This window comes from Arthrobacter sp. KN11-1C, assembly GCF_052180225.1.
Taxonomy (GTDB): Bacteria; Actinomycetota; Actinomycetes; order Actinomycetales; family Micrococcaceae; genus Arthrobacter.
In genome coordinates this window covers 599,934-620,806 of record NZ_CP197467.1, presented here as the reverse complement: position 1 = coordinate 620,806, position 20,873 = coordinate 599,934, and the positions used below count along the sequence as shown (strand labels likewise).

Genomic DNA, 20,873 nt, shown 5'->3' with positions numbered 1-20,873 from the left:
CGCGCCCGGCTTCCAGCCGCAGCCGCTTAGCCGCGGCCCACGAACGGCATCCCCGCGGCAGTCACCACGACGGACCCAACGTTGGCCGACGCCGGCATGTTGGCCATCATGAGCACCGCGCGGGCAGCATCCTCCACGGGAAACATCGGCTCCACGCGCCTGCTTCCATCGGCCTGGAGCGCCCCCGAGCCCACACCGATGGTGTCCATGATCTCCGTGCGGGTGTTGCCAATGTCGATCTGTCCGCAGGTAATGCCATACGGACGCCCGTCCAACTCGATGCTCTTGGTCAGGCCGCTCATGGCGTGCTTGCTCACCGTGTACGCGACGGACAATGGCCGCGGCGAATGGGCCGAGATGGAGCCGTTGTTGATGATGCGTCCACCTTGCGGCTCCTGCGCCTTCATGGTCCGCACGGCCTCAGCCGCACACAGCATGGAGCCGGTGACATTCACGGACAGCGTGGCATTCCAATCGGCCACGCTGATCTCGTCCACGCCGCCGGAAGGGCCGAAGATGCCCGCATTATTGAACAGGACATCAACCCTCCCCCAGCGCTGGCGGGCCGCCTCGAAAAGGCGCGCGACGTCGTCGGGCGCTGTGACATCACACGGCACTACGAGCGCCTCCCGGTGGCCGTCGGCAGTCTCGAGAAGCTGCGCTTCCCGCCGTCCGGCGAGGGCGACGCGGTAGCCCTCCGCCAACAGCAGCCGGGCGACTGCCCGCCCGATCCCGGAGCCGGCTCCGGTGACGACGGCGACCCGGGGCCGGGTGGTGGTGGTTTCGCTCACGCGGTCCTCCAGTTTGTCGGGCTTAGCGCGCGGCGGGAGCATCCGCCGTCGTCGTGTCCGTTGTGGTCAGGGGCCAGCCTATGACGGTCTTGGGGCGCGGCGTGGCGTAGGTCCGGACTTTGGACGTGGAGAGTCCCAGGCGGACGAGCGACTCGGCGATGGTGACTGCGGCGGCGACACCGTCCACTACCGGAACGCCGCAGCGTTGGCGGATCTGTTCGTCGAGGCCCGCCATGCCGCCGCAGCCGAGGACGATGACCTCCGCTTTGTCGTCACGTACGGCTCGTTCAGCTTGTTCCACGATGGCTTCGACTGCGCGTTCAGGGTATTCCTCGAGTTCCAGCACGGCCATGCCGCTCGCGCGGACGGAGGCGCAGCGGTCGTCGAGCCCGGCGAGCTTGAGTCGGTCTTCGATGAGCGGGACGGCACGGTCCAGGGTGGTGACCACGGAGTATTTGTGGCCGAGGAACATCGCGGTGCTGGCCGCGGCCTCGGTGATGTCGACCACCGGAACGTCGAGGAGCTCCTGAAGTCCCTCGCGGCCGTGCTCGCCGTAGCCGGCCTGGATGACGGCGTCGAACGGTTCGGGGTAGTTGACTACACGGTCCATCACGGCGATGGCGGCGAGGTAGCTTTCAAAGTTTCCTTCGCAGGAATCGGCTCCGAACCGCGGAGTGATGCCGATGATCTCGGTGCCGGGAGCCGCGACGCTTCGCGCCTGGGCTGCGATGGAGTCGGTCATGGATTGGGTGGTGTTGACGTTTGCGACGAGGATGCGCATGTGTTCCTCCTGGTGAGCCCAACTAACTCGCAGTTGTTGTCGTTTTGACGGGCGAAAACGACAACAACTGCGAGTGGGTTGAATATTAGTGGTTGCTGACGACGGCGATCGGCTCGCCGGAGACGTCGGTGTGCTGCTGCTTCTTGTCCGCGAACACGTAGTAGCACAGCGAGCCGATGCCTGCGCCGAAGAACCATGCGAACGGTGCCACAGCCTCCAGCGCGGGAACGAAGGCAATGAGGACGGCGACGACGGCGGCAGGAACCATTGCGGCGATCGCCCGGGGGTTGACGCCGCGCTTGTAGAAGTAGGTGCCCGAAGGATGGTCCGTGTAAAGGTCAAGAATGTTGACCTTGCCGCGGCGCAGGAGCCAGTAGTCGGCCATGACGACGCCGAACAGCGGGCCGAGCAGCGCGCCGAGTCCGCCCAGGAAGTACACGATCACGAGCGGGTTGTTGTAGAGGTTCCACGGCAGGATGACGAGGCCGATGGTACCGCTGACCCAGGCTGCCTTGCGGAAGTTCAGGTGCTTGGGGAAGAGGTTGGTCAGTGCGTAGACAGGTGCCACGAAGTTCGCCATCAGGTTCACGGCGATGGTCAGGATCAGCAGGGCAAGGCAGGCCAGGACGAGGAAGAGCGTGTTGGGGATGCTCTGCACGATGTCCGAGGGGCTTTCAATGATCTTGCCGTTGATCTTGTACTGGCCGCCGGCCATGATGACCACGATTGCGCCGAACAGGAGCATGTTGATGGGGATGCCCCAGAAGTTGCCACGGACGATCGACTTCTTGGACACCGAGGACCGGGTGAAGTCGCAGAAGTTCAAGACGAACGTGCCGTAGATGGAGACCCAGAGGGCGCCGCCGGCAAAGATCGTGCGCCACATTTCTCCGCCTTCGAGGCCCTTGATGCCGGACCACTGGATGGCGCCCCCGGCTTCCACGAAGACCCAGATGGCAATCGCCAGCATGGTGGCGAGAATGATGGGGCCGGCGAAGGCCTCGTACTTGCGGATCATTTCCATGCCGAAGCTGACGATGACCAACTGGACAATCCAGAGGGATACGAAGGCGATCCAGCCGAGGGTGGACAGGCCCAGGATCGAGTTGGCGTCCATGCCCTTGAGTCCTGGGAACATGGCGACAAGCATGACGCGGAGCACCACGGAGGCAAGGTAGGTCTGGATTCCGAACCACGCGATGGCCACCGCGCCACGGACCAAGCTGGCCAGCTGGGCCCCCCGGATGCCGAAGCTGATCCGGCTCATCACGGGGAAGGGGACGCCGGTCTTCTGGCCCATGAATCCGGAGAAGGTCAGGAGGGTGAACAGCAAGATCGCGCCGATGCCAAGCGCCACAAGGATTTGCCACCCGCCCAGGCCAAGCGAAAAGAGGCCGATCGCGAAAGCGTAGTTGCCCAGGCTGTGGACGTCGTTGGCCCAGAGGGTGAAGATGCTGTAGCTGGTCCAGCGCCTGCCCTCCTTCTTGGTGGGGGCGAGGTCGAGGTTATAGAGGCTGGGGCTGATGGCGCGGCCTGCTGCGACGGACGCTACATCGCAGAGGGTTTCGTTTCCTACGGACGGATGGACCGAACTGCCTTGCAGGATGGTCTGCTCCGGAGCCGTTGTGACGCCGACTGGGGGAGTCGATTGCATCGTGGATCTCCACTTCTTTGTGGTGCTGCAACTAGGCTTCCGAGACGCTGTGAGAGGAGTTGAAGCTTTTCGCATCGTGGAATCTAGTTATTGAATAGTGAAATAACTGTATGAGCTAGGTCACCTTTGGTCAAGGGCCAAGCTCCCGACGGCGGTCACAAACGGGAGCATGGGGGCCGTGGAGCCGCGTGGGCACTAGTCTCCGCGGCTCTGGATTGACGCTTGGCAAACGCATGGCTAATCTCGAATTACAGAATTTTATTCTCACAATACGAAATTTCTATGCACGTTTCAGCGCGCACCACAGTGCAAGCGCCCAGACATTCAATGAAGAGAGGTTGGACGTGGCTGCAGGAGAAGAGACCTCACACATCCTTAGCGGGTTGACTTCCCAGCTGCCTGATCGTGATCCGGAAGAGACTGCCGAGTGGGTTGAGTCTTTGGATGCGTTGATCAGGGAGCAGGGCACGGAGCGGGCGCAGTTCATCATGCGCAGCCTGCTTCAGCGGGCGGGGTCCCAGTCGGTGGGGGTGCCGATGGTGACGACCACCGATTACGTGAACACGATCCCGGCGGACCAGGAAGCGGTCTTCCCGGGCAACGAGGAGTTCGAGCGCCGGTACCGGGCGTACATGCGCTGGAACGCGGCCGTGATGGTGCACCGGGCGCAGCGAGCCGACATCGGGGTGGGCGGGCACATCTCCACCTACGCCGGGGCCGCGACCCTGTACGAGGTCGGATTCAACCACTTCTTCCGCGGCAAGGACCACCCCTCGGGCGGGGACCAGGTCTTCTTCCAGGGACACGCGTCCCCGGGCATGTACGCCAGGGCGTTCATGGAAGGCCGGCTCTCCGAGGAGGACCTGGACGGGTTCCGGCAGGAAAAGTCCAAGCAGGGCCACGCGCTCTCTTCCTACCCGCACCCGCGCCTGATGCCCGACTTCTGGGAATTCCCCACCGTGTCCATGGGCATCGGCCCGATGAACGCGATCTACCAGGCCCAGTCCAACCGCTACCTGCACGACCGCGGCCTGAAAGACACCTCCGATCAGCAGGTCTGGGCGTTCCTGGGCGACGGGGAAATGGACGAGCCCGAGTCCCGCGGCCTGCTCCAGCTCGCCGCGAACGAGAACCTGGACAACCTGAACTTCGTGATCAACTGCAACCTCCAGCGCCTGGACGGACCGGTCCGGGGCAACGGGAAGATCATGCAGGAACTGGAGGCGTTCTTCCGCGGTGCGGGCTGGAACGTCATCAAGGTCGTCTGGGGCCGGGAATGGGACGAGCTCCTGGCCAAGGACACCGACGGGTCCCTGGTGAAGATCATGAACGAAACCGTCGACGGGGACTACCAGACCTACAAGGCAGAATCCGGCGGGTTCGTCCGCGAACACTTCTTCGGCAAAACCCCGGCGACCAAGGACATGGTCGCGGACCTGGACGACAACCAGATCTGGAACCTCAAACGCGGCGGCCACGACTACCGCAAGGTCTACGCCGCGTACAAGGCCGCGACGGAGTTCAAGGGCAAACCCACCGTGATCCTGGCCAAGACCGTCAAGGGCTACGGACTCGGACCCCACTTCGAGGGCCGCAACGCGACCCACCAAATGAAGAAACTCACCCTTGCCGATCTGAAGGAATTCAGGGACTACCTCAGGATTCCGATTTCGGATGCCCGTTTGGAAGAAGACCCGTACAGGCCCCCGTATTACCACCCGGGCATGGACGCACCCGAGATCGCCTATCTCCTCGAGCGCCGCGCCGTGCTCGGAGGTTCGGTCCCGGAACGGCGTTCCAACCATGCGGCCATCGAACTACCGGACGCCAAGACCTTTGACGTCGCCAAGCGCGGTACCGGCAAGCAGCAGGCCGCCACCACCATGGCCTTCGTCCGTTTGCTCAAAGACCTGCTCCGCGACAAGAAGTTCGGGCACCGGATCGTCCCGGTCGTCCCGGACGAGTCGCGGACCTTCGGCATGGACGCGTTCTTCCCGACCGCGAAGATCTACAACCCCAAGGGCCAGAACTACCTCTCCGTGGACCGGGACCTCGTCCTGGCCTACAAGGAATCCCCCATGGGCCAGCTCATCCACCCCGGCATCAACGAAGCCGGCGCCGTCGCGGCCTTCACCGCCGCCGGCACCGCCTACGCCACCCACGGCGAACCCCTCGTGCCGATCTACGTGTTCTACTCCATGTTCGGCTTCCAACGCACCGGCGACGCCTTCTGGGCCGCCGCGGACCAAATGACCCGCGGCTTCATCATCGGCGCCACCGCAGGACGGACCACCCTCACCGGCGAAGGACTCCAACACGCCGACGGACACTCCCCCATCCTGGCCTCCACCAACCCCGCCGTCCTCACCTACGACCCCGCCTACGGCTACGAAATCGGACACATCATCCGCGACGGCCTCGAACGCATGTACGGCCCGGACGCAAGCGGCGAAGGAACCGGAGCTGAATCCGATAGAAACCTGATGTACTACCTCACCGTGTACAACGAGCCCATCACCCAGCCGAACGAACCCGAGAACCTCGACGTCAATGGTGTCTTGAAAGGCATCTACCGACTATCGGCGTCTGGCGCTGAAGGCCCGAAGAGCCAAATCCTGGCCTCCGGCGTCTCGGTCCCCTGGGCCCTGGAAGCCCAGAAAGTCCTCGCCCAGGACTGGGGAGTCTCCGCCGACGTCTGGTCCGTGACCTCCTGGAACGAACTCCGACGCGACGGACTCGCCGCCGAAGAACACGCCTTCCTGAACCCCGGCGAAGAACCCCGCACCCCGTTCGTCGCCCAGCAACTCGAAGGCGCCACCGGACCGGTCATCGCCGTCACCGACTACATGAAGGCCGTCCCGGACCAGATCCGCCAATTCATCCCCAACGAATTCGCTTCCCTCGGCGCCGACGGCTTCGGATTCTCCGACACCCGCCAAGCCGCACGACGCTTCTTCAAGAACGACACCCACTCCATCGTCGTGAAAACCCTCCAACTCCTCGCGGCGAGGGGCGAGGTTGACCCGAGTGCGCCGTCGTACGCCATTGACCGGTACAAGCTCCTCGACGTGACTGCCGGCACCACCGGCGGAGCGGGCGGCGACTCCTAAACAGCTGCAAAAAAGAATCGGCGGTAGTGCTCCTTGAGCACTACCGCCGATTTACTTCTACGCTCCGAGCGAGCGCCGATCCACCACGAATCCTGTGGCCGCATTCTCCCTGACCGCATTGATGCCGGCCACAAGGGCCGCGATATCCGGGAACTTGGGCGACACCGCCACTACCGTTCCATCATCAGCCTTCAACCGGAAACGGAATGATTGCTCCCCGGCTGCCAATATTTCGAAAATGCCAGACATAAAACCTCTTTCCACCGCGGATGCGTCATTGCATCCCCTTCGATGACCACTGACTCTCGTGAAGTCCATAAGAGAATATCGGCCATGGAAGCCTGCCAGAAGGCCTACCCATGGGTAATATTCAACCTTTTTCGGTAGACTTATATCGGAATGCAAGGTGAACCTAGAGACCTCGCGAAGGCACATGGATAAGGTGAACCCCATGAACGATTCCAGCCCCGCACGTACCGTCGGTGTGCTGTTGGCCGGCGGTGCAGGGGCGCGCCTGGGCCTCGGCCCCAAGGCGCTGCTGCCTTACCGCGGCCGGACCTTGGTGGAGGTACTCGCCAAGACGTTGCTCGACGGCGGATGCAGCGAAGTAATCGTGGTGCTCGGTGCGGGAGCCGGCGATGTCCGCCGCGCGACGGACCTGGGCGGATACCTCGTGGTGGACAACCCGGACTGGGCGTCCGGCATGGCCAGCTCGTTCCGTACCGGTGTTGCGGCGGCGACACGTGGCCACAACGTCATGGTGGCTTTGGTGGACCAACCCGGGGTGACCCCCGCCGTCGTCGCCAGGCTCTTGGCGGCCCACCAGGCTGGCCGGGTGACGGCAGCGGGATACGCGGAAACCGCCGTCGAGGGTGGCAGCACGACAAGGCTAAGGCGCGGCCACCCCTTGATCATCGACGCCAGCCTCCGCGCCGACGTCGCCGAGTCCGCCGTCGGCGACGCCGGGGCACGCCGTTTCCTCAAGGCGCACCCCGGACTGGTGGACGTCGTCGACTGCAGCGACCTCACCGACGGAGCCGACGTGGACACTAAGGACAAGCTGCACCTCCTCGGCGACTAGCCTCCCCCAACTGCCCAGCCACCCCCCCAACTGACTCGCAGTAGATGCCGTTATGAGGCCCCAAAACGACATTAAATGCGAGTCAGTTGGGTGGGGGTGGAGGCGGCGGCGTCCTTCAGCGCCAGGTAGATCTTGTCCCGGGCGATGGGGAGCGCCGCGAACCTCACCCCGGTGGCGTTCCGGATGGCGTTGGCCAGCGCGGGCGCCACGGGGTTGAACGGGCTCTCACTCATGGACTTCGCACCGAGCGGCCCCATCTGGTCGTTCGTTTTCGCGAAATAGACCTCGCTGCGGGGTACGTCCGCGAAGGAAGGGATGTGGTACTGCCGCAGGATGTCGGTGGTGACACGGCCGGCGTCGTTCACACGGACTTCCTCGTACAGCGCGACTCCCAGCGCCTGGGCGATTCCGCCTTCCACTTGGCCGCGGCATTGCCGCGGATTGACCACGACGCCGGCATCCGCCGCCTGCACGCTCTGGAGGATCCGCAGCTCCCCCGTGCCGGTATTCACGGCAACGCGGAATCCGTGGACGTTGAACGCGACCGAACGCGGGGTTCCGCCCCAACGCCCTTCGGCGGCGAGTTCCACGCCCTGTTGCTGCGCGGCGTCGTACACCTCCGTGAAGGGAACCACCCGCTCACCGCAGCGCGCGGCACCGTCCTCGAGCACGCAGTCGGTCTCCGGCACACCGGCAACCACGGCCGCCACGGCCCGGATCCGTAGCGCGAGCTCCTGCGCCGCGAGCAAGGTTGCCTGCCCGGCCACCACGGTTCCTGCGGAACCGAACGCCCCGGTATCGTGCTCGACGAGGTCCGTATCGGACTGGCGCACGGCCACCTTCGACGCCGTCGTGGACAGGGCGGTTGCAGCCAGTTGGGCGTGGACCGTGGTGGTGCCGTTGCCGAACTCGGCGGTCCCGACGGCGGCGTCGAACGTCCCGTCCGCCAGGAGCCTGAGGCGCGTGTGGGCGAAGTGCCCGCGAGGCGGAACGGTGTCGATCATGGACAGCGCGGAACCGACGCCGGTGACCCACTCTGGGCCGAGGTGGTCGAGCCCGGCATCCCGGTAACGCTGGCCTCCGCGTTCGAGGGCATCGCGGACCAACGCCACGCACTGGTCCAGTCCATAGCTCCCGTAGAAGACGTCCTCTTCCGGTTCGGGATTCGTGGAGAGCATGTGGTCCCCCGGCCGGACCATGTTCTTGAGCCGGAAGTCCAAGGGGTCCATGCCGATTCCGACGGCGAGTTCATCCATGGCGGATTCGATCGCGAAGATCGTCTGGCTCAATCCGTAACCACGGAAGGCGCCGGCCGGGACCGTGTTGGTATAGACGGCTTGGGCATCCACCTTCTTGTTCGCACATTTGTAGACGGCCAAGGACTCGCCACAACCGTGGAACATCACTCCGGGCGCGTGGTTTCCGTACGCACCGGTGTTGGTGACCACCTCCACCTGCATCGCCGTCAAGTGGCCGTCCCGGCTCGCGCCGGCCTTGACGTTGATGGTGAAAGGGTGACGAGTGGTGGTGGCGGTGAATTGCTCGGTGCGCGTGAACTCCACTTGGACGGGCCGGCGCAGCTTGAGCGCGGCCATCGCCACGAGGTCCTCGGTGAGCACTTCCTGCTTGCCGCCGAACCCGCCGCCCACGCGGCCGGCCACCACACGGATGCGGTCTTCGGGAAGGTCGAACACGCGGGCAAGCGTCCGCCGGACCAGGAACGGGACCTGGCTGGAGGAACGCACCATGAGGCGGTCCTCCCCTGGGTTCCCGGAGGGCTCCATCCATGCGATGGAACAGTGCGTTTCCATGGCAACGTGCTGCACTCGCTGGGTCTGGTACGTGTTCTCGTGGATGAAGTCGGCCGCTGCGAATCCGGCTTCCACGTTCCCCAGCTCGGAATGGACCTCCGCCACGACATTGTTCTGCGGGCGGGATATCCGGGCCCTTTCCCCGTCCTTCTCCCCATGGATCGCGGGCGCACCGGGCTGCAACGCCTCCTGCGGCGAGAAGACAGCGTCAAGGAGTTCGTACTCCACTTTGATGGCCCGGGCCCCGGCTTCCGCTGCGCCCACCGATTCGGCGACGACGGCGGCAACCCGCTGGCCGATGAAGCGCACCACGTCGTCGAGGACACGGGTGTCGTCGGGATCATCGGTGTAAAGCTCGTGCTGTGCCGTCGAGAAAAACCGGGCCGGCGCGTCCTCATGCGTGAAGACCGCGACGACGCCGGGTACCTGGAGTGCCGCCGTCGTGTCGATGGAAACAATCCGGGCATGCGCGTGCGGCGAGCGCAGCAGCTTGAGGTGCAGCAGTCCCGGGAGCTGTTCTGCCGGGACGTCGAGGGTGTAACGGGCGGTGCCGGTGACGACGGCGTGCCCCGCCGGAGCGGGAACGTTGTCGCCGAGCTGGCCTGTGTTCTTTACTGCCGCGCCGGACGTGGCTGCCGCATCCCCGTCGGGGGCGTGGGTGTGGCTACCGCACACCGCATCCGCAATGGAGCGGTAACCCGTGCAGCGGCACAGGTTTCCCTTGAGGTTTCGCGGGAGGTTTGCTTTCTGTTCCTCGTCGAAGGTGGCGGCGGTCATCATCATGCCGGCCGTGCAGAAGCCGCACTGGAAGCCCTGGTTTTCCAGGAACTGCTCCTGCACCGGGTGCAGCTCGCCCCCGCCGGACAGCCCCTCGATAGTGGTGACCGAGTGCCCTTCGGCGCGGACGGCCGGGTAGATGCAGCTGTGCACGGGTTTACCGTCCACGTGGACGGTGCACGCGCCGCAGTCGCCGCCGTCGCACCCTTTCTTGACGCCGAAGTTGCCCTGTTCGCGCAGGAACGTCCGAAGGCACTGGCCCGGGCGGGGTGCGGCCTCGGTGGCGGTTCCGTTGATCTCGATTGCCATGCTCAGGCCTCCTTCTGCTGTGCGGGGTTGAATTCAGGTTGGGCGGACGGTTGCGGCGAGGTGGCGTGCGGCGGCCAGAAATCGCCCGAGACCGTGAGCGGTCCGTCTGGAACCGGTCCGAGCAACTCCGCGCGGATCTCCTCGGCCAGGCGGAACGTCATGTCGCGGCGCCATTCCGGGAGCCCGTGGATGTCGTCGTGGTACAGCTCCTCAGGGATTGAATGCCCGACGGCGGCGGCGAGCCGCTCGGCGTCGGGCAACTCCGCGGCGGCGAACCGTAGCTGCACGGGACGCTTGGTCGCGGCGGTGACGGTGAGGACGAAGCTGCCATCGGCGTCGAGCCTTCCGATCAGCAGCACTCCGGATCGACCGAGGTTGCTCAGCGAGAGCCGGCGGAAGGCCACCTTCGCCGACAGCGCCGACGCCGGCAACTGGATGCTGCGCAGGAGCTCGCCCGGTGCCAGGCCGTTTTTCCCGTCTCCTGTAACGAACTCGGCCACCGGAACCGTGCGGCTGCTGCCGTGCCCGCCAAGGATGGTGGCTCTCGCATCCAGGCCGGCGCACAGCGAAATCATCGGGCCGGCCGGGAGCGAAGTGCACACATTGCCGCCAACGGTGGACATGTTCCACACCTTGAACGAGGCTACGAAAGAGTCGCAGCACGGACGGAAAAGGTCCAGTCCCGGCCAAGTCCGGCCGGCCACGGCGTCGGACACCGGCAAAGCGTAGAGCTCGGCGACGGTGCAGGTGGCGGCCAGCTCAATTCCGGCGTCGCTCACGGTGACGGCTTGCCAGCCTGCTTGCCCCAGATCGAGCAGCCGTTTGAGGGGTTCTTCGCTGCCCACCGGGCTGCCGTAGGAAAACAGGACCGTGCCGCCGGCAAGCCAGGCATCGCCGTCGCGCCATTGTGCTGGATCCGTGGTGGCAACCACGGACTCGATGGTGTTCATGTCCATGAGGTCACCTTGCTTTGTTCGGGGGTGTTGGTGTGGTGGATCGGTCCCGTTCCGTCTTTGAGCGACCCGCCGGAGGAGGCCGGGTGCGGAGCGCGGGACGCGAGGATTTCGGCGGTAATGGAAACCGCCACTTCGGCGGGAGTGACGGCGCCGAGATCCAGTCCGATCGGCGAATGCAGGCGTTCGAGGGCCTCCGCCGGGATGCCGCGGTCCAGCAGTCCGTCGATCCGCTGGCGGTGGCTGCGCCTCGAACCCATGGCTCCCACATACGCAAGATCCAGGCCGAGAGCGGTCTCCAGCAGCGGAATATCGAACTTGGGATCGTGGGTCAGTACACACACCACAGTACGGGAATCGATCCGGCCCGCGGCTGCTTCCGCGGCAAGGTAGCGGTGCGGCCAGTCGGTGACGAGGCGGTCGGCGGCGAGGAAACGGCCCTGGCTCGAAAAGGCAGGCCGCGCATCGCACAAAGTGACTTCGTAGCCCAGGAGTTTCCCGGCGGGGAGCAAGGCCGCGCCGAAGTCGTTGGCGCCAAAGATCAACATCCGGGCCGAGGGCAAGCGGCTTTCCACGAAGAGGGTAAGGGGTTCGGCTTCCGGCACCGTGCTCCCGCAGCCTTCGGCCGGGGCGAGCCGCACCAGCCCTGCCCGGCCACCATGCAGAAGGGGTTCGAGCTGGGCCGCGGCCGCGCGGATCACTGCGTCATCCCCGCCAAGGAGGACCGAAAGTTCCCGTGAACCAGCGGCGGAAAAACTCGCCGGATCAGGAACGACGACGGCGCCTCCCGCGGTGTCGAGCCTGCGGATGAGTGCCAGGGAATTGCCGCCGGCGCTGTTCAGGAGCGCCAGGTCAAGCCCGGCGGTCCCGGTCGGCTGGATGTGGACTTCCAGCTCGCCGCCACAGGTGAGCCCGACGGCGAACGCGTCCTCGGCACTGTAACCGAACGACTCGAGGCGGCTGCCGCCGTCGTGCATTGCTTGAAGGGCGGCCTCCACCACGGCGCCTTCCACGCAGCCTCCGGAGAGGCTGCCAAGCACGTCGCCGTGTTCGGAAACCAGCATTGACGTGCCGAGGGGCCGGGGCACGGAGCCTCCCGCGGCCACGATGGTGGCGACGGCGCACCGCTGCCCGGAGACCGCGGGCCGCCAGGTGCCCAGCGAGGGCATCAAATCCAGCATGGCAACACCTCCATAACCGAGGTCCCGGACCGGAGACCCGCCCGGGGCAGTGTGCGATCTTGCCTCATGTTCTCATTCCTTGCGTCTGTACAGGAGTGCTTCGGGTAAACAGGCACCCCGTTGCGTGAAGAGGACCGGGGCGGGCCTCTCATTTCCCACCCCGGTCCTTGGCGGAGCGGCCGCATCTCGCCGCCGCCCGCCGTCGTCGTCCGCGTTGCGCGGTTGGGACGATCGGCGGACGCCTATTCATTGCGGTGACTTGCGGCCGGACCGCCGTCTCAATGGCCGGCCGGCTACGCTCCTGGCCGGCTACCCTCCCATGAGCGTGCTGATCGGGCCACGGGCGAAGTAGATCAGGAAGCCCACGGTCACTACCCACATGAGCGGATGGACTTTCTTGCCCTTGCCCGCCGCCGAATGGATCACGGCCCAGGAGATGAATCCGACGCCGATGCCGTTGGCGATGGAGTAGGTCAGCGGCATGGTGACGATGGTGAGGAAGGCGGGCAGGGCCACGGAGAACTTGGAGAACTTGATCTCGCGGATCTGTGCCATCATCATCGCGCCCACGACTACCAACGCCGCGGCCGCGACTTCGAGCGGAACCACGCTGGTGAGCGGGGTCAGGAACATCGAGCCCAGGAACAGCAGCCCGGTGACTACCGACGCCAGGCCGGTGCGGGCTCCTTCGCCAATGCCGGCCGCGGAGTCGATGTACACGGTGTTGGACGAGCCCGACGTCGCGCCGCCGGCTACCGCGCCCAGGCCTTCGACGATGAAGGCTGACTTGAGCTTGGGGAACGTCCCGTCCTTGTAGGCCACGCCGGCACTCTTGGCGAGGCCGGTCATGGTGCCCATGGCGTCGAAGAAGTTGGTGAACACCAGGGTGAACACCAGCATCGTGGCCGCCAGGCCGCCGATCCTCGAGAACGAACCGAAGAGGTCGAAGTGGCCCACCAGGCTGAAGTCCGGGGCGGAGACCAGCTGGCCGGACAGTACCGGGGTGTTGAGGTGCCAGCCACCGGGATTGGCGGCGCTGCCAGGCCCGATGTGCATGACGGCCTCGACGACGGCGGCGAGGACCGTGGTGGCGACGATTCCGATCAGGAGGCCGCCCTGGATCTTGCGGGCCAGGAGGATTCCCATGACCAGCAGACCGACAATGAAAACAAGGGTTGGTATTGAGGTGATGGAACCATCGGTGCCGAGCTGGACCGGCGGTCCGCCTTTTGTGGGGCGGACGAAGCCGGAATCGACGAAGCCGATGAAGGCGATGAACAGGCCGATGCCAACGGTGATGGCGGCCTTGAGTTCCTTAGGGACAGCCTTGAAGATCGCGGTCCGGGCACCTGTGACGCCGAACAGGACAATCAGGATGCCGTTGATGACCACCAGGCCCATGGCTTCCGGCCAGGTGACTTCGTGGATGACGGCTACTGCCAGGAACGAGTTGATTCCCAGGCCGGCGGCGAGCCCGAACGGCAGGTTCGCGATCAGGCCGAAGAGGACCGTCATGACGCCGGCGGTCAAGCCGGTGACTGCACCCACCTGCGCCGCGGACAACCAGCCGCCGGCCACGTCCGTGGGTGCGTTCTGGGCCGAGAACCCGCCCAAGATCAAGGGGTTGAGGATCACGATGTAGGCCATCGTGAAGAACGTGACGATGCCGCCGCGGAATTCGCGGGCCAGCGTGGAGCCACGCTTGGTGATCTGGAAGAAACGATCCAGGAAGGAGATCGACGCCGGGGGCTTGGGGCTGCTGCCCCGCCGTGCCAGTCCGGTTGCCGTGTGCTTTTCGCGTGCCTCTGTCTGCCCTGCGCCGGAAGGCGCAGCCTGCTTTTCAGTTGCCGTTCGCATTTCTGCGGGGTCCAGGATTGTCATTTTCAGCCACCGGCCCTAGTAGTCAATCCTGGAGTCAAGCGTGTTCCAGGTGTTGAACGGTTCCAGGATGGCCGGTGCCTGGGGGTCGCCCAGTTCCAGTTTGGCGACCGGCATGAGGGTATTCCGGTCTTCGTTCTCGAAGTATTCGTAGAAGACGGCGTCGTCGAAGCCGACGGAGGCCGCGTCGTGCCGGTCCGCCGCGAAGACCACGCTGCCGATGCGGGCCCAGAGTGCCGAGGCCAGGCACATGGGGCATGGCTCGCAGCTCGTGTAGAGGGTGGCTCCGCTGAGATCGAAGGTGCCGAGCTCGCGGCAGGCGTTGCGGATCGCGGTGACCTCGGCGTGCGCCGTGGGGTCGTTGGTAGCGGTGACCCTGTTGACGCCTTCGAAGGCGCGGCCATCCGCGGTGACAATGACGGCGCCGAACGGCCCGCCGCTGTTGAGGACATTGGCTGTTGCCAGCTCAATGGAAGTGGCCAAGAAATGTTCGGCCGTGACGGTGGTACTCATGTGCGACTTCCTTAGTGCTGAGGAAGCCTGTAACCAGGGGGCATCTGAACATGACAGACCAGTGCTGCGATTACCAGGCTTCAGCATGTGCTTTTGAAGGTTTCGCCTGGTAGATAGCTTCCCGGAGTCCGGGTGCCCGCCTTTGGCAAATTGAGATTAGCACCGGAGTTGTGAGCCGCGCCATAGTTTCTGGAAAAAAAGTTTCAACATGTGAAATTTACGCTTAGCGACGGGTGGAGGCCGGGCGAGCGCCGGGCTTGGGCGCCGGTCACATTGACGCATTTCGGGGAGCCACCTACGCTGGATGCCACCGGCAGGGTTGACCTCCGGAACCTGGATCAGCAGACAGGAACCACTGAGCTGGAACGCAACTACGCCGACCAGACAAGGATCCCAATGTCGCAACCTTCACCTTCCCGGCTCTGGATCAAGAATCCCCTCGCCGTGTTCACCGCCAACGGACTCGACGCCCGCGGCGGCATCGTGGTCAGCGACGGTAAAATCGCCGAGCTCGTCCCCGCCGGAAAGCGCCCTTCCGCGCCGTGCCAAGAAACTTTCGACGCCGGCAGACACGTCCTGCTGCCGGGGCTCATCAACACGCACCACCACTTCTACCAAACCCTCACGAGGGCCTGGGGTCCGGTGGCCAACGCTCCCCTCTTCCCCTGGCTGCAAAACCTGTATCCCGTCTGGGCCCGGCTGACCCCCGACAGCCTCGAACTCGCCGTGAAAGTCGCGCTCGCGGAACTCCTGCTTTCCGGCTGCACCACGGCAGCCGACCACCACTACCTCTTCCCCGCGGGACTCGAGGACGCGATCGACGTCGAGGTCGGCGTCGTACGCGAGCTCGGCATGCGCGCCACCCTCACCCGCGGGTCCATGACGCTGGGCGAGGACGACGGCGGCCTGCCGCCGCGGTCCACCGTCCAGCGCCCGGAGGTGATCCTCGCGGACAGCGAACGGCTTATCGGGAAGTACCACGAACGCGGAGACGGAGCGGTCATCCAGATCGCTTTGGCCCCCTGCTCGCCGTTTTCGGTGACCAGGGAGATCATGGCCGAGAGCGCCGCTATGGCCGAACGGCTGGATGTCCGGCTCCACACGCACCTCGCGGAAACTATCGACGAGGAAGATTTCTGCCGCGAGATGTTCGGGCTGCGCACGGTGGACTATTTGGAGAGCGTCGGGTGGCTCGGAAAGCGCACCTGGCTTGGCCACGGCATCCATTTCGACGACGACGAGATCGCCCGGCTGGGTGCCGCGGGCACCGCCGTCGCGCATTGCCCGACGTCGAACATGCGGCTCGCGTCCGGCACGGCACGGGTGCTGGAACTTGAGGCCGCCGGGGTTCCGGTGGGGCTGGGAGTGGACGGTTCGGCGTCGAACGATGCCTCCAACATGATCCTCGAAGCGCGGCAAGCGTTGTACCTGCAGCGGCTGCGCTACGGCGCGGACGTCCCGGTGGAGCGCGCCCTCGGCTGGGCGACGCGGGGATCCGCCGCTGTGTTGGGGCGCACGGACATCGGCCAGATTGCGCCCGGCATGCAGGCAGACCTCGCCATGTTCACGCTTGACGGGCTGCGCTTCTCCGGCAGCCACGATCCTATCGCGGCCTTGCTGCTCTGCGCTGCGGACCGTGCCGACCGCGTGATGGTGGGCGGAAAATGGCGCGTTGTGGACGGGCAGATTCCCGGCCTAGACATCCCGGAACTTATTGCCGAACACTCAGCCGCCGCACAGAAAATCATCAGGGCTTCGGAGTAGCCTCTCGATTAGGTCGTAGATCAGGAGGCACATCATGACCGTCCCCCAGCACAACACGCCGACTCCTCCAGGTTGGTACCCGGACCCCTCAGGCTCCGGGCAACTACGGTGGTGGGACGGCAACGCCTGGACTGGAAACACGTGGAACCCGCCGGCTCAGGCCGGTGCGGGGCAGGCCCAAGCGGGGCAGGCCGGCGGCGCGGCACAGCCGGGCGCTGGGCAGGCTGGAGCAGCTCAGCCGGGCGCGGCGTGGCCGGCGGTCGCGAGGCCCGGGCAATACGGCGGAACGGGTCAGTACGGGGGAACCGGGCAATACATGGGACCTGTCCAGCCCGCGCCGCGCCCGGAAATCAGCAAGCAGACCCCGGTCTACAATCCGTTCATCTGGCTCGTCACGCTGCTTCCGGTGATCACGCTGATCATCCTGCTGCTCTGGAACCCGGTCTTCCACGTGAGGTACGTCGGTGCCCGCCGGGTACCGACCCTCGATCCCAGCGCATTCAGCGTTCCGTATTTCCTGCTCGTCATTTCAGCCTGGCTCATCTACGGAGTCAGCGTTCTCTTGTCCTACCTCGACTGGCAAAAGCTCCACAGGGACGGGGTGGTCCGCCCCTTCCACTGGGCATGGGCCTTCCTGGGCGCCGGAGTCTACGTGGTCGGCCGTTCAGTGATCGTCCACAAGGTCGCCCCGCAGCGAGGACTCGCACCGGTTTGGGCACTGATTGGGCTCGTCGCCCTGAGCTTGATCCTGGTGTCCGTCAAAGCGGGCACGATCGTTTCCACCCTCGCCAAGGCCATGCAAATGTAGCTTCGCCCCATCCCACGACGCAAAGCGGCGGGCGGCACCTCCCCAGGTACCGCCCGCCTTTTGGCTCTGTTGCGCAGAGTCCCTCGTCCCCAGGGGCAGGAGCCCTAGGAACGCTGCCGGCCGAATACCGGAAGGGCGCGCAGCCAGCGGGAGAACGTCCCGGGCATGCGGTCACAATCGGCCGGAATGTAGAAGTCGGGATCCGTGGCGCCGAACGGCAGGTACAGTTCCTGGCCGGGCGCCGGGAAGTCCACGACGTTGTTCTTATCCTGCGAGTCCATCTGTCCTCCTGTTTCATGCGCTCAAGTTCTCCGTGGCGATGTGGCTAATCTAAGTTGAACTTCCACATGCTGGAAAACAGTTTTTGTTATATGGAAATCGTAGAGGGGACTCCGGAACCGCGTCAAGGGGTGCCCAAGGGGACAGCCATCGCCGCCAGTCGCCGTCGGTCACAATCGGAAAGTAGATAACGATTCTTCGGAAGTGATGTACACCACTGGCAAACGTGGGCTACGCTTTCTTCAATTCGTGGCGCAGGTCACGTAACCTGGGAGCAGCAGGCAGGGTCGTAATGAGCTGGCATCAACGGATGCCGGCTCTTTTTTTGTTGGGTCGGCTCCACCAGAAACGCGTATGAAACACGCGCTTAATTTCATTGGTGGACCTTAGTGGTTCCACCTCATAGAAGTTGGGATATGACCATGAGCAACAACATCGTCCTCGGCGACAACCAGTACGGCAAGGCAGAAGTCCGCGTCGTCAAAGTCACCCGCGACACCGACCGCCACCAGATCGAAGACCTCAACGTCACCTCGCAGTTGCGTGGCGACTTCCAGGCTGCGCATCTCCAGGGCGACAACGCACACGTTGTCGCCACGGACACCCAGAAGAACACCATCTACGCCTTTGCCCGCGACGGCATCGGCTCCCCCGAAGCCTTCCTCCTGCGCCTGAGCGAGCACTTCACCTCAAGCTTCGAGTGGGTCACCGGCGGCCGCTGGGAAGCCGAGGCCTACACCTGGGACCGCATCCAGGCACACGGCTCCGAACACGACCACAGCTTTGTCCGCAAGGGGCAGGAAGTCCGCACCGCCCGCGTGGTCCGGGAAGGCAACACAACGCACGTCATCTCGGGCCTCAAGGACCTGACCGTCCTCAAGACCACCGAGTCCGGCTTCGTGGGCTACCCCCGCGACCGTTACACCACGCTGCCCGAGACCACGGACCGCATCCTCGCCACCGACGTCTCTGCCCGCTGGCGCTACAGCACCGGCCTTGATGTTGCCGGGACCGACTTCAACAAGAGCTACGAGGACATCAAGGCCCTGCTCCTGGAAGGTTTCACGGAGAACTACTCCCACGCCCTGCAGCAGACCCTGTTCGACATGGGCAAGAAGGTGCTGGAGGCCCATAGCGAAGTGGACGAGATCAAGTTCTCCATGCCCAACAAGCACCACTTCCTGGTGGACCTTAGCCCGTTCGGCCTCGACAACCCCAACGAGGTCTTCTTTGCCGCCGACCGCCCGTACGGCTTGATCGAAGCCACGGTCCAGCGCGACAACACCACACCTGCCCCGGCTGCGTGGAACGGCATCGCCGGCTTCTGCTAAGCCCCCAGGTACCCGCCCAACTGGCTCGCATTTGATGTCGTTTTGGAGCCTCAAAACGACATCAAATGCGAGTCAGTTGGGCAGCCATACCCAAAACCACATTGTTAGCCAGACAAAGTTAGCCAGACAAAGACGTCTGCCATGAACCAAGAGAGTCTGCCATGAACACGAAGAAGAAAACCCGCCCCGCAGAGTCCGGGCCGGCCCGACCCGAGGACAAGCGCCTCTCGCTCGGAAGCACATTCGCCTACGGCTTCCAGCACGTCTTGACCATGTACGGCGGCATCATCGCCCCGCCGCTCATCATCGGAGCCGCCGCAGGCATGTCCTCGCAGGACATCGGCCTCCTGATTGCGGCCTGCCTGTTTGTGGGTGGCCTCGCGACCATTCTGCAGACGGTCGGCATCCCGTTCTTCGGATCGCAACTGCCACTGGTCCAGGGTGTGTCCTTCGCCGGCGTCTCCACCATGGTGGCGATCGTCAACGGCGGGGGCGGGATCCAGGCGGTGTTCGGATCGGTCATGGTGGCCTCCCTGATCGGCCTGGTGATCACACCCCTTTTCTCCAAGATCATCAAGTTCTTCCCGCCGGTAGTCACAGGCACCGTCATCACCACCATCGGGTTGACGCTCATGCCCGTCGCGGCCAACTGGGCCATGGGCGGCAACAGCGCCGCACCCAACTACGGCAGCGTGGCGAACATCGGCCTCGCCGCGGCCACGATGGGCATCGTCCTGCTCCTGAGCAAGATCGGCAACGCGGCCATCTCCCGTCTGTCGATCCTCCTGGCCATGGTCATCGGAACCGTCATCGCCCTCGCTACGGGCATGGCCGATTTCTCCAAGATCGGCCAAGGTCCGGTGGTGGCTTTCCCCACGCCTTTCGCGTTCGGCGCTCCCACCTTCGAGATCGCTTCCATCGTTTCGATGCTGATCGTCATCCTGGTCACCCTTACCGAAACCTCGGCTGACATCATCGCCGTCGGGGAAATCGTGGAAACCAAGGTCGATTCACGCCGTATCGGCAATGGCCTCCGGGCGGACATGCTCTCCAGCGCCATCTCGCCGATCTTCAATTCCTTCACCCAGAGCGCCTTCGCCCAGAACGTCGGCCTCGTGGCCATCACCGGCATCAAGAGCCGCTTCGTGGTCAGCGCCGGCGGGTTCATCCTGGTGATCCTCGGCCTGCTACCTGTCCTCGGGCGAGTAGTCGCAGCGGTTCCCACACCCGTCCTGGGCGGCGCCGGCGTCGTACTCTTTGGAACCGTGGCCGCAAGCGGCATCCGGACGCTCTCCAAGGTGGAGTACCGCAACAACATGAACCTGATCATCGTGGCGGCGTCCATCGGCTTCGGCATGATCCCGATCGCGGCCCCGAAGTTCTACGACCAGTTCCCGGCATGGTTCTCCACGATCTTCCACTCCGGCATCAGCTCGGCCGCGCTCATGGCCATCCTGCTGAACGTGCTCTTCAACCACCTCAAGGCCGGCAACTCGGACAACCAATCCGTGTTCGTGGCAGGAACGGGCCGAGTGGTGAGCGAAGCGGACATTGCCTGCCTCGCGCACGGCGACCGTTTCGAGAACGGCAAACTGATCGACGCCGAAGGCAAGGAAGTGCCGCTCAAGTCGGACAGCCCCGCCGAGCACTGACGGCCCCCCTCCGACGCCCGCTCACCTATATGGGGTGTTCTAGAGACCCTCGCTCACATAAAGAACTGCTCCCCGGAAGTTGGACTGAGAAATTCAGTTCCGATTTCCGGGGAGCAGTCTTGTTCATGCACGTTGTTCAAGGCTCGTAGGTGAGCGAGCGTCCGCCCGAAACCCCACATACGTGAGCGAGCGTCCGCCCG

General features: G+C 64.7%; 16 protein-coding genes. 6 read left to right on the top strand and 10 right to left on the bottom strand.

The features are described from left to right. Positions 1 to 26 precede the first annotated feature (26 nt). The 3 genes from ACSBOX_RS02925 to ACSBOX_RS02915 form a co-directional block, all read right to left on the bottom strand. Complete coding sequence (locus ACSBOX_RS02925; RefSeq protein WP_442544724.1) at positions 27 to 833, bottom strand: SDR family oxidoreductase; 807 nt, start codon at positions 831 to 833, stop codon at positions 27 to 29. Continuing rightward, positions 814 to 1,572, bottom strand: coding sequence for an aspartate/glutamate racemase family protein (locus ACSBOX_RS02920; RefSeq protein WP_442544723.1), 759 nt, complete (start codon positions 1,570 to 1,572; stop codon positions 814 to 816). Before ACSBOX_RS02920 ends, ACSBOX_RS02925 begins: the two co-directional genes overlap by 20 nt. An 85-nt stretch (positions 1,573 to 1,657) precedes the next feature. Continuing rightward, entirely contained in the window at positions 1,658 to 3,226 is a 1,569-nt protein-coding gene (locus ACSBOX_RS02915) for an NCS1 family nucleobase:cation symporter-1 (protein ID WP_442544722.1), read from the bottom strand. 344 nt (positions 3,227 to 3,570) lie between these two features. On the opposite strand from ACSBOX_RS02915, the gene aceE reads away from it, so the two are divergent. Further along, a complete protein-coding gene (gene aceE / locus ACSBOX_RS02910; protein ID WP_442544721.1) occupies positions 3,571 to 6,336 on the top strand; it encodes a pyruvate dehydrogenase (acetyl-transferring), homodimeric type in 2,766 nt (921 codons plus the stop codon). A 57-nt stretch (positions 6,337 to 6,393) separates the two neighbouring features. On the opposite strand, the gene ACSBOX_RS02905 is transcribed toward aceE, so the two are convergent. After that, the gene (locus ACSBOX_RS02905) at positions 6,394 to 6,585 is read right to left on the bottom strand and encodes a YegP family protein (RefSeq protein WP_059389468.1); all 192 of its coding nucleotides are present in this window, start codon (positions 6,583 to 6,585) and stop codon (positions 6,394 to 6,396) included. A 202-nt stretch (positions 6,586 to 6,787) separates the two neighbouring features. Here ACSBOX_RS02905 and nboR point away from each other — a divergent pair, with 202 nt between their 5' ends. Next, entirely contained in the window at positions 6,788 to 7,417 is a 630-nt protein-coding gene (gene nboR / locus ACSBOX_RS02900) for a nicotine blue oxidoreductase (RefSeq protein ID WP_442544720.1), read from the top strand. Positions 7,418 to 7,488: 71 nt separating this feature from the next. On the opposite strand, the gene ACSBOX_RS02895 is transcribed toward nboR, so the two are convergent. The 5 genes from ACSBOX_RS02895 to ACSBOX_RS02875 all read right to left on the bottom strand — a co-directional run bounded on the left by ACSBOX_RS02895 (position 7,489) and on the right by ACSBOX_RS02875 (position 14,839). Next, on the bottom strand, positions 7,489 to 10,314 hold the full coding sequence (locus ACSBOX_RS02895; protein ID WP_442544719.1) for a molybdopterin-dependent oxidoreductase: 2,826 nt from the start codon (positions 10,312 to 10,314) through the stop codon (positions 7,489 to 7,491). Between the two features lie 2 nt (positions 10,315 to 10,316). After that, a complete protein-coding gene (locus ACSBOX_RS02890; protein ID WP_442544718.1) occupies positions 10,317 to 11,270 on the bottom strand; it encodes an FAD binding domain-containing protein in 954 nt (317 codons plus the stop codon). Further along, positions 11,261 to 12,448: an XdhC family protein gene (locus ACSBOX_RS02885; RefSeq protein ID WP_442544717.1), complete on the bottom strand. Its 1,188-nt coding sequence runs from the start codon at positions 12,446 to 12,448 to the stop codon at positions 11,261 to 11,263. The genes ACSBOX_RS02890 and ACSBOX_RS02885 overlap by 10 nt, the downstream gene beginning before the upstream one ends. A gap of 309 nt (positions 12,449 to 12,757) precedes the next feature. After that, positions 12,758 to 14,329 carry an NCS2 family permease gene (locus ACSBOX_RS02880; RefSeq protein ID WP_442544716.1) on the bottom strand — a complete coding sequence of 524 codons (1,572 nt, stop codon included), beginning with the start codon at positions 14,327 to 14,329 and terminating at the stop codon, positions 12,758 to 12,760. Positions 14,330 to 14,344: 15 nt separating this feature from the next. Further along, positions 14,345 to 14,839 carry a nucleoside deaminase gene (locus tag ACSBOX_RS02875; protein WP_442544715.1) on the bottom strand — a complete coding sequence of 165 codons (495 nt, stop codon included), beginning with the start codon at positions 14,837 to 14,839 and terminating at the stop codon, positions 14,345 to 14,347. A 396-nt stretch (positions 14,840 to 15,235) separates the two neighbouring features. Between ACSBOX_RS02875 and ACSBOX_RS02870 the strand changes: the two genes are divergently transcribed. Both ACSBOX_RS02870 and ACSBOX_RS02865 read left to right on the top strand, forming a co-directional pair. Further along, positions 15,236 to 16,603 (top strand): 8-oxoguanine deaminase, encoded by a 1,368-nt coding sequence (locus ACSBOX_RS02870; protein ID WP_442544714.1) that lies wholly within the window; start codon positions 15,236 to 15,238, stop codon positions 16,601 to 16,603. Positions 16,604 to 16,637: 34 nt separating this feature from the next. After that, the gene (locus ACSBOX_RS02865) at positions 16,638 to 17,411 is read left to right on the top strand and encodes a DUF2510 domain-containing protein (protein WP_442544713.1); all 774 of its coding nucleotides are present in this window, start codon (positions 16,638 to 16,640) and stop codon (positions 17,409 to 17,411) included. A gap of 104 nt (positions 17,412 to 17,515) precedes the next feature. Here ACSBOX_RS02865 and ACSBOX_RS02860 read toward each other — a convergent pair whose 3' ends face one another. Next, complete coding sequence (locus ACSBOX_RS02860) at positions 17,516 to 17,692, bottom strand: hypothetical protein (protein ID WP_171983492.1); 177 nt, start codon at positions 17,690 to 17,692, stop codon at positions 17,516 to 17,518. 414 nt (positions 17,693 to 18,106) lie between these two features. On the opposite strand from ACSBOX_RS02860, the gene pucL reads away from it, so the two are divergent. Further along, on the top strand, positions 18,107 to 19,021 hold the full coding sequence (gene pucL / locus ACSBOX_RS02855) for a factor-independent urate hydroxylase (protein WP_442544712.1): 915 nt from the start codon (positions 18,107 to 18,109) through the stop codon (positions 19,019 to 19,021). Between the two features lie 161 nt (positions 19,022 to 19,182). Continuing rightward, positions 19,183 to 20,673 (top strand): nucleobase:cation symporter-2 family protein, encoded by a 1,491-nt coding sequence (locus ACSBOX_RS02850; RefSeq protein WP_442544711.1) that lies wholly within the window; start codon positions 19,183 to 19,185, stop codon positions 20,671 to 20,673. The last annotated feature ends 200 nt before the right edge of the window (positions 20,674 to 20,873 follow it).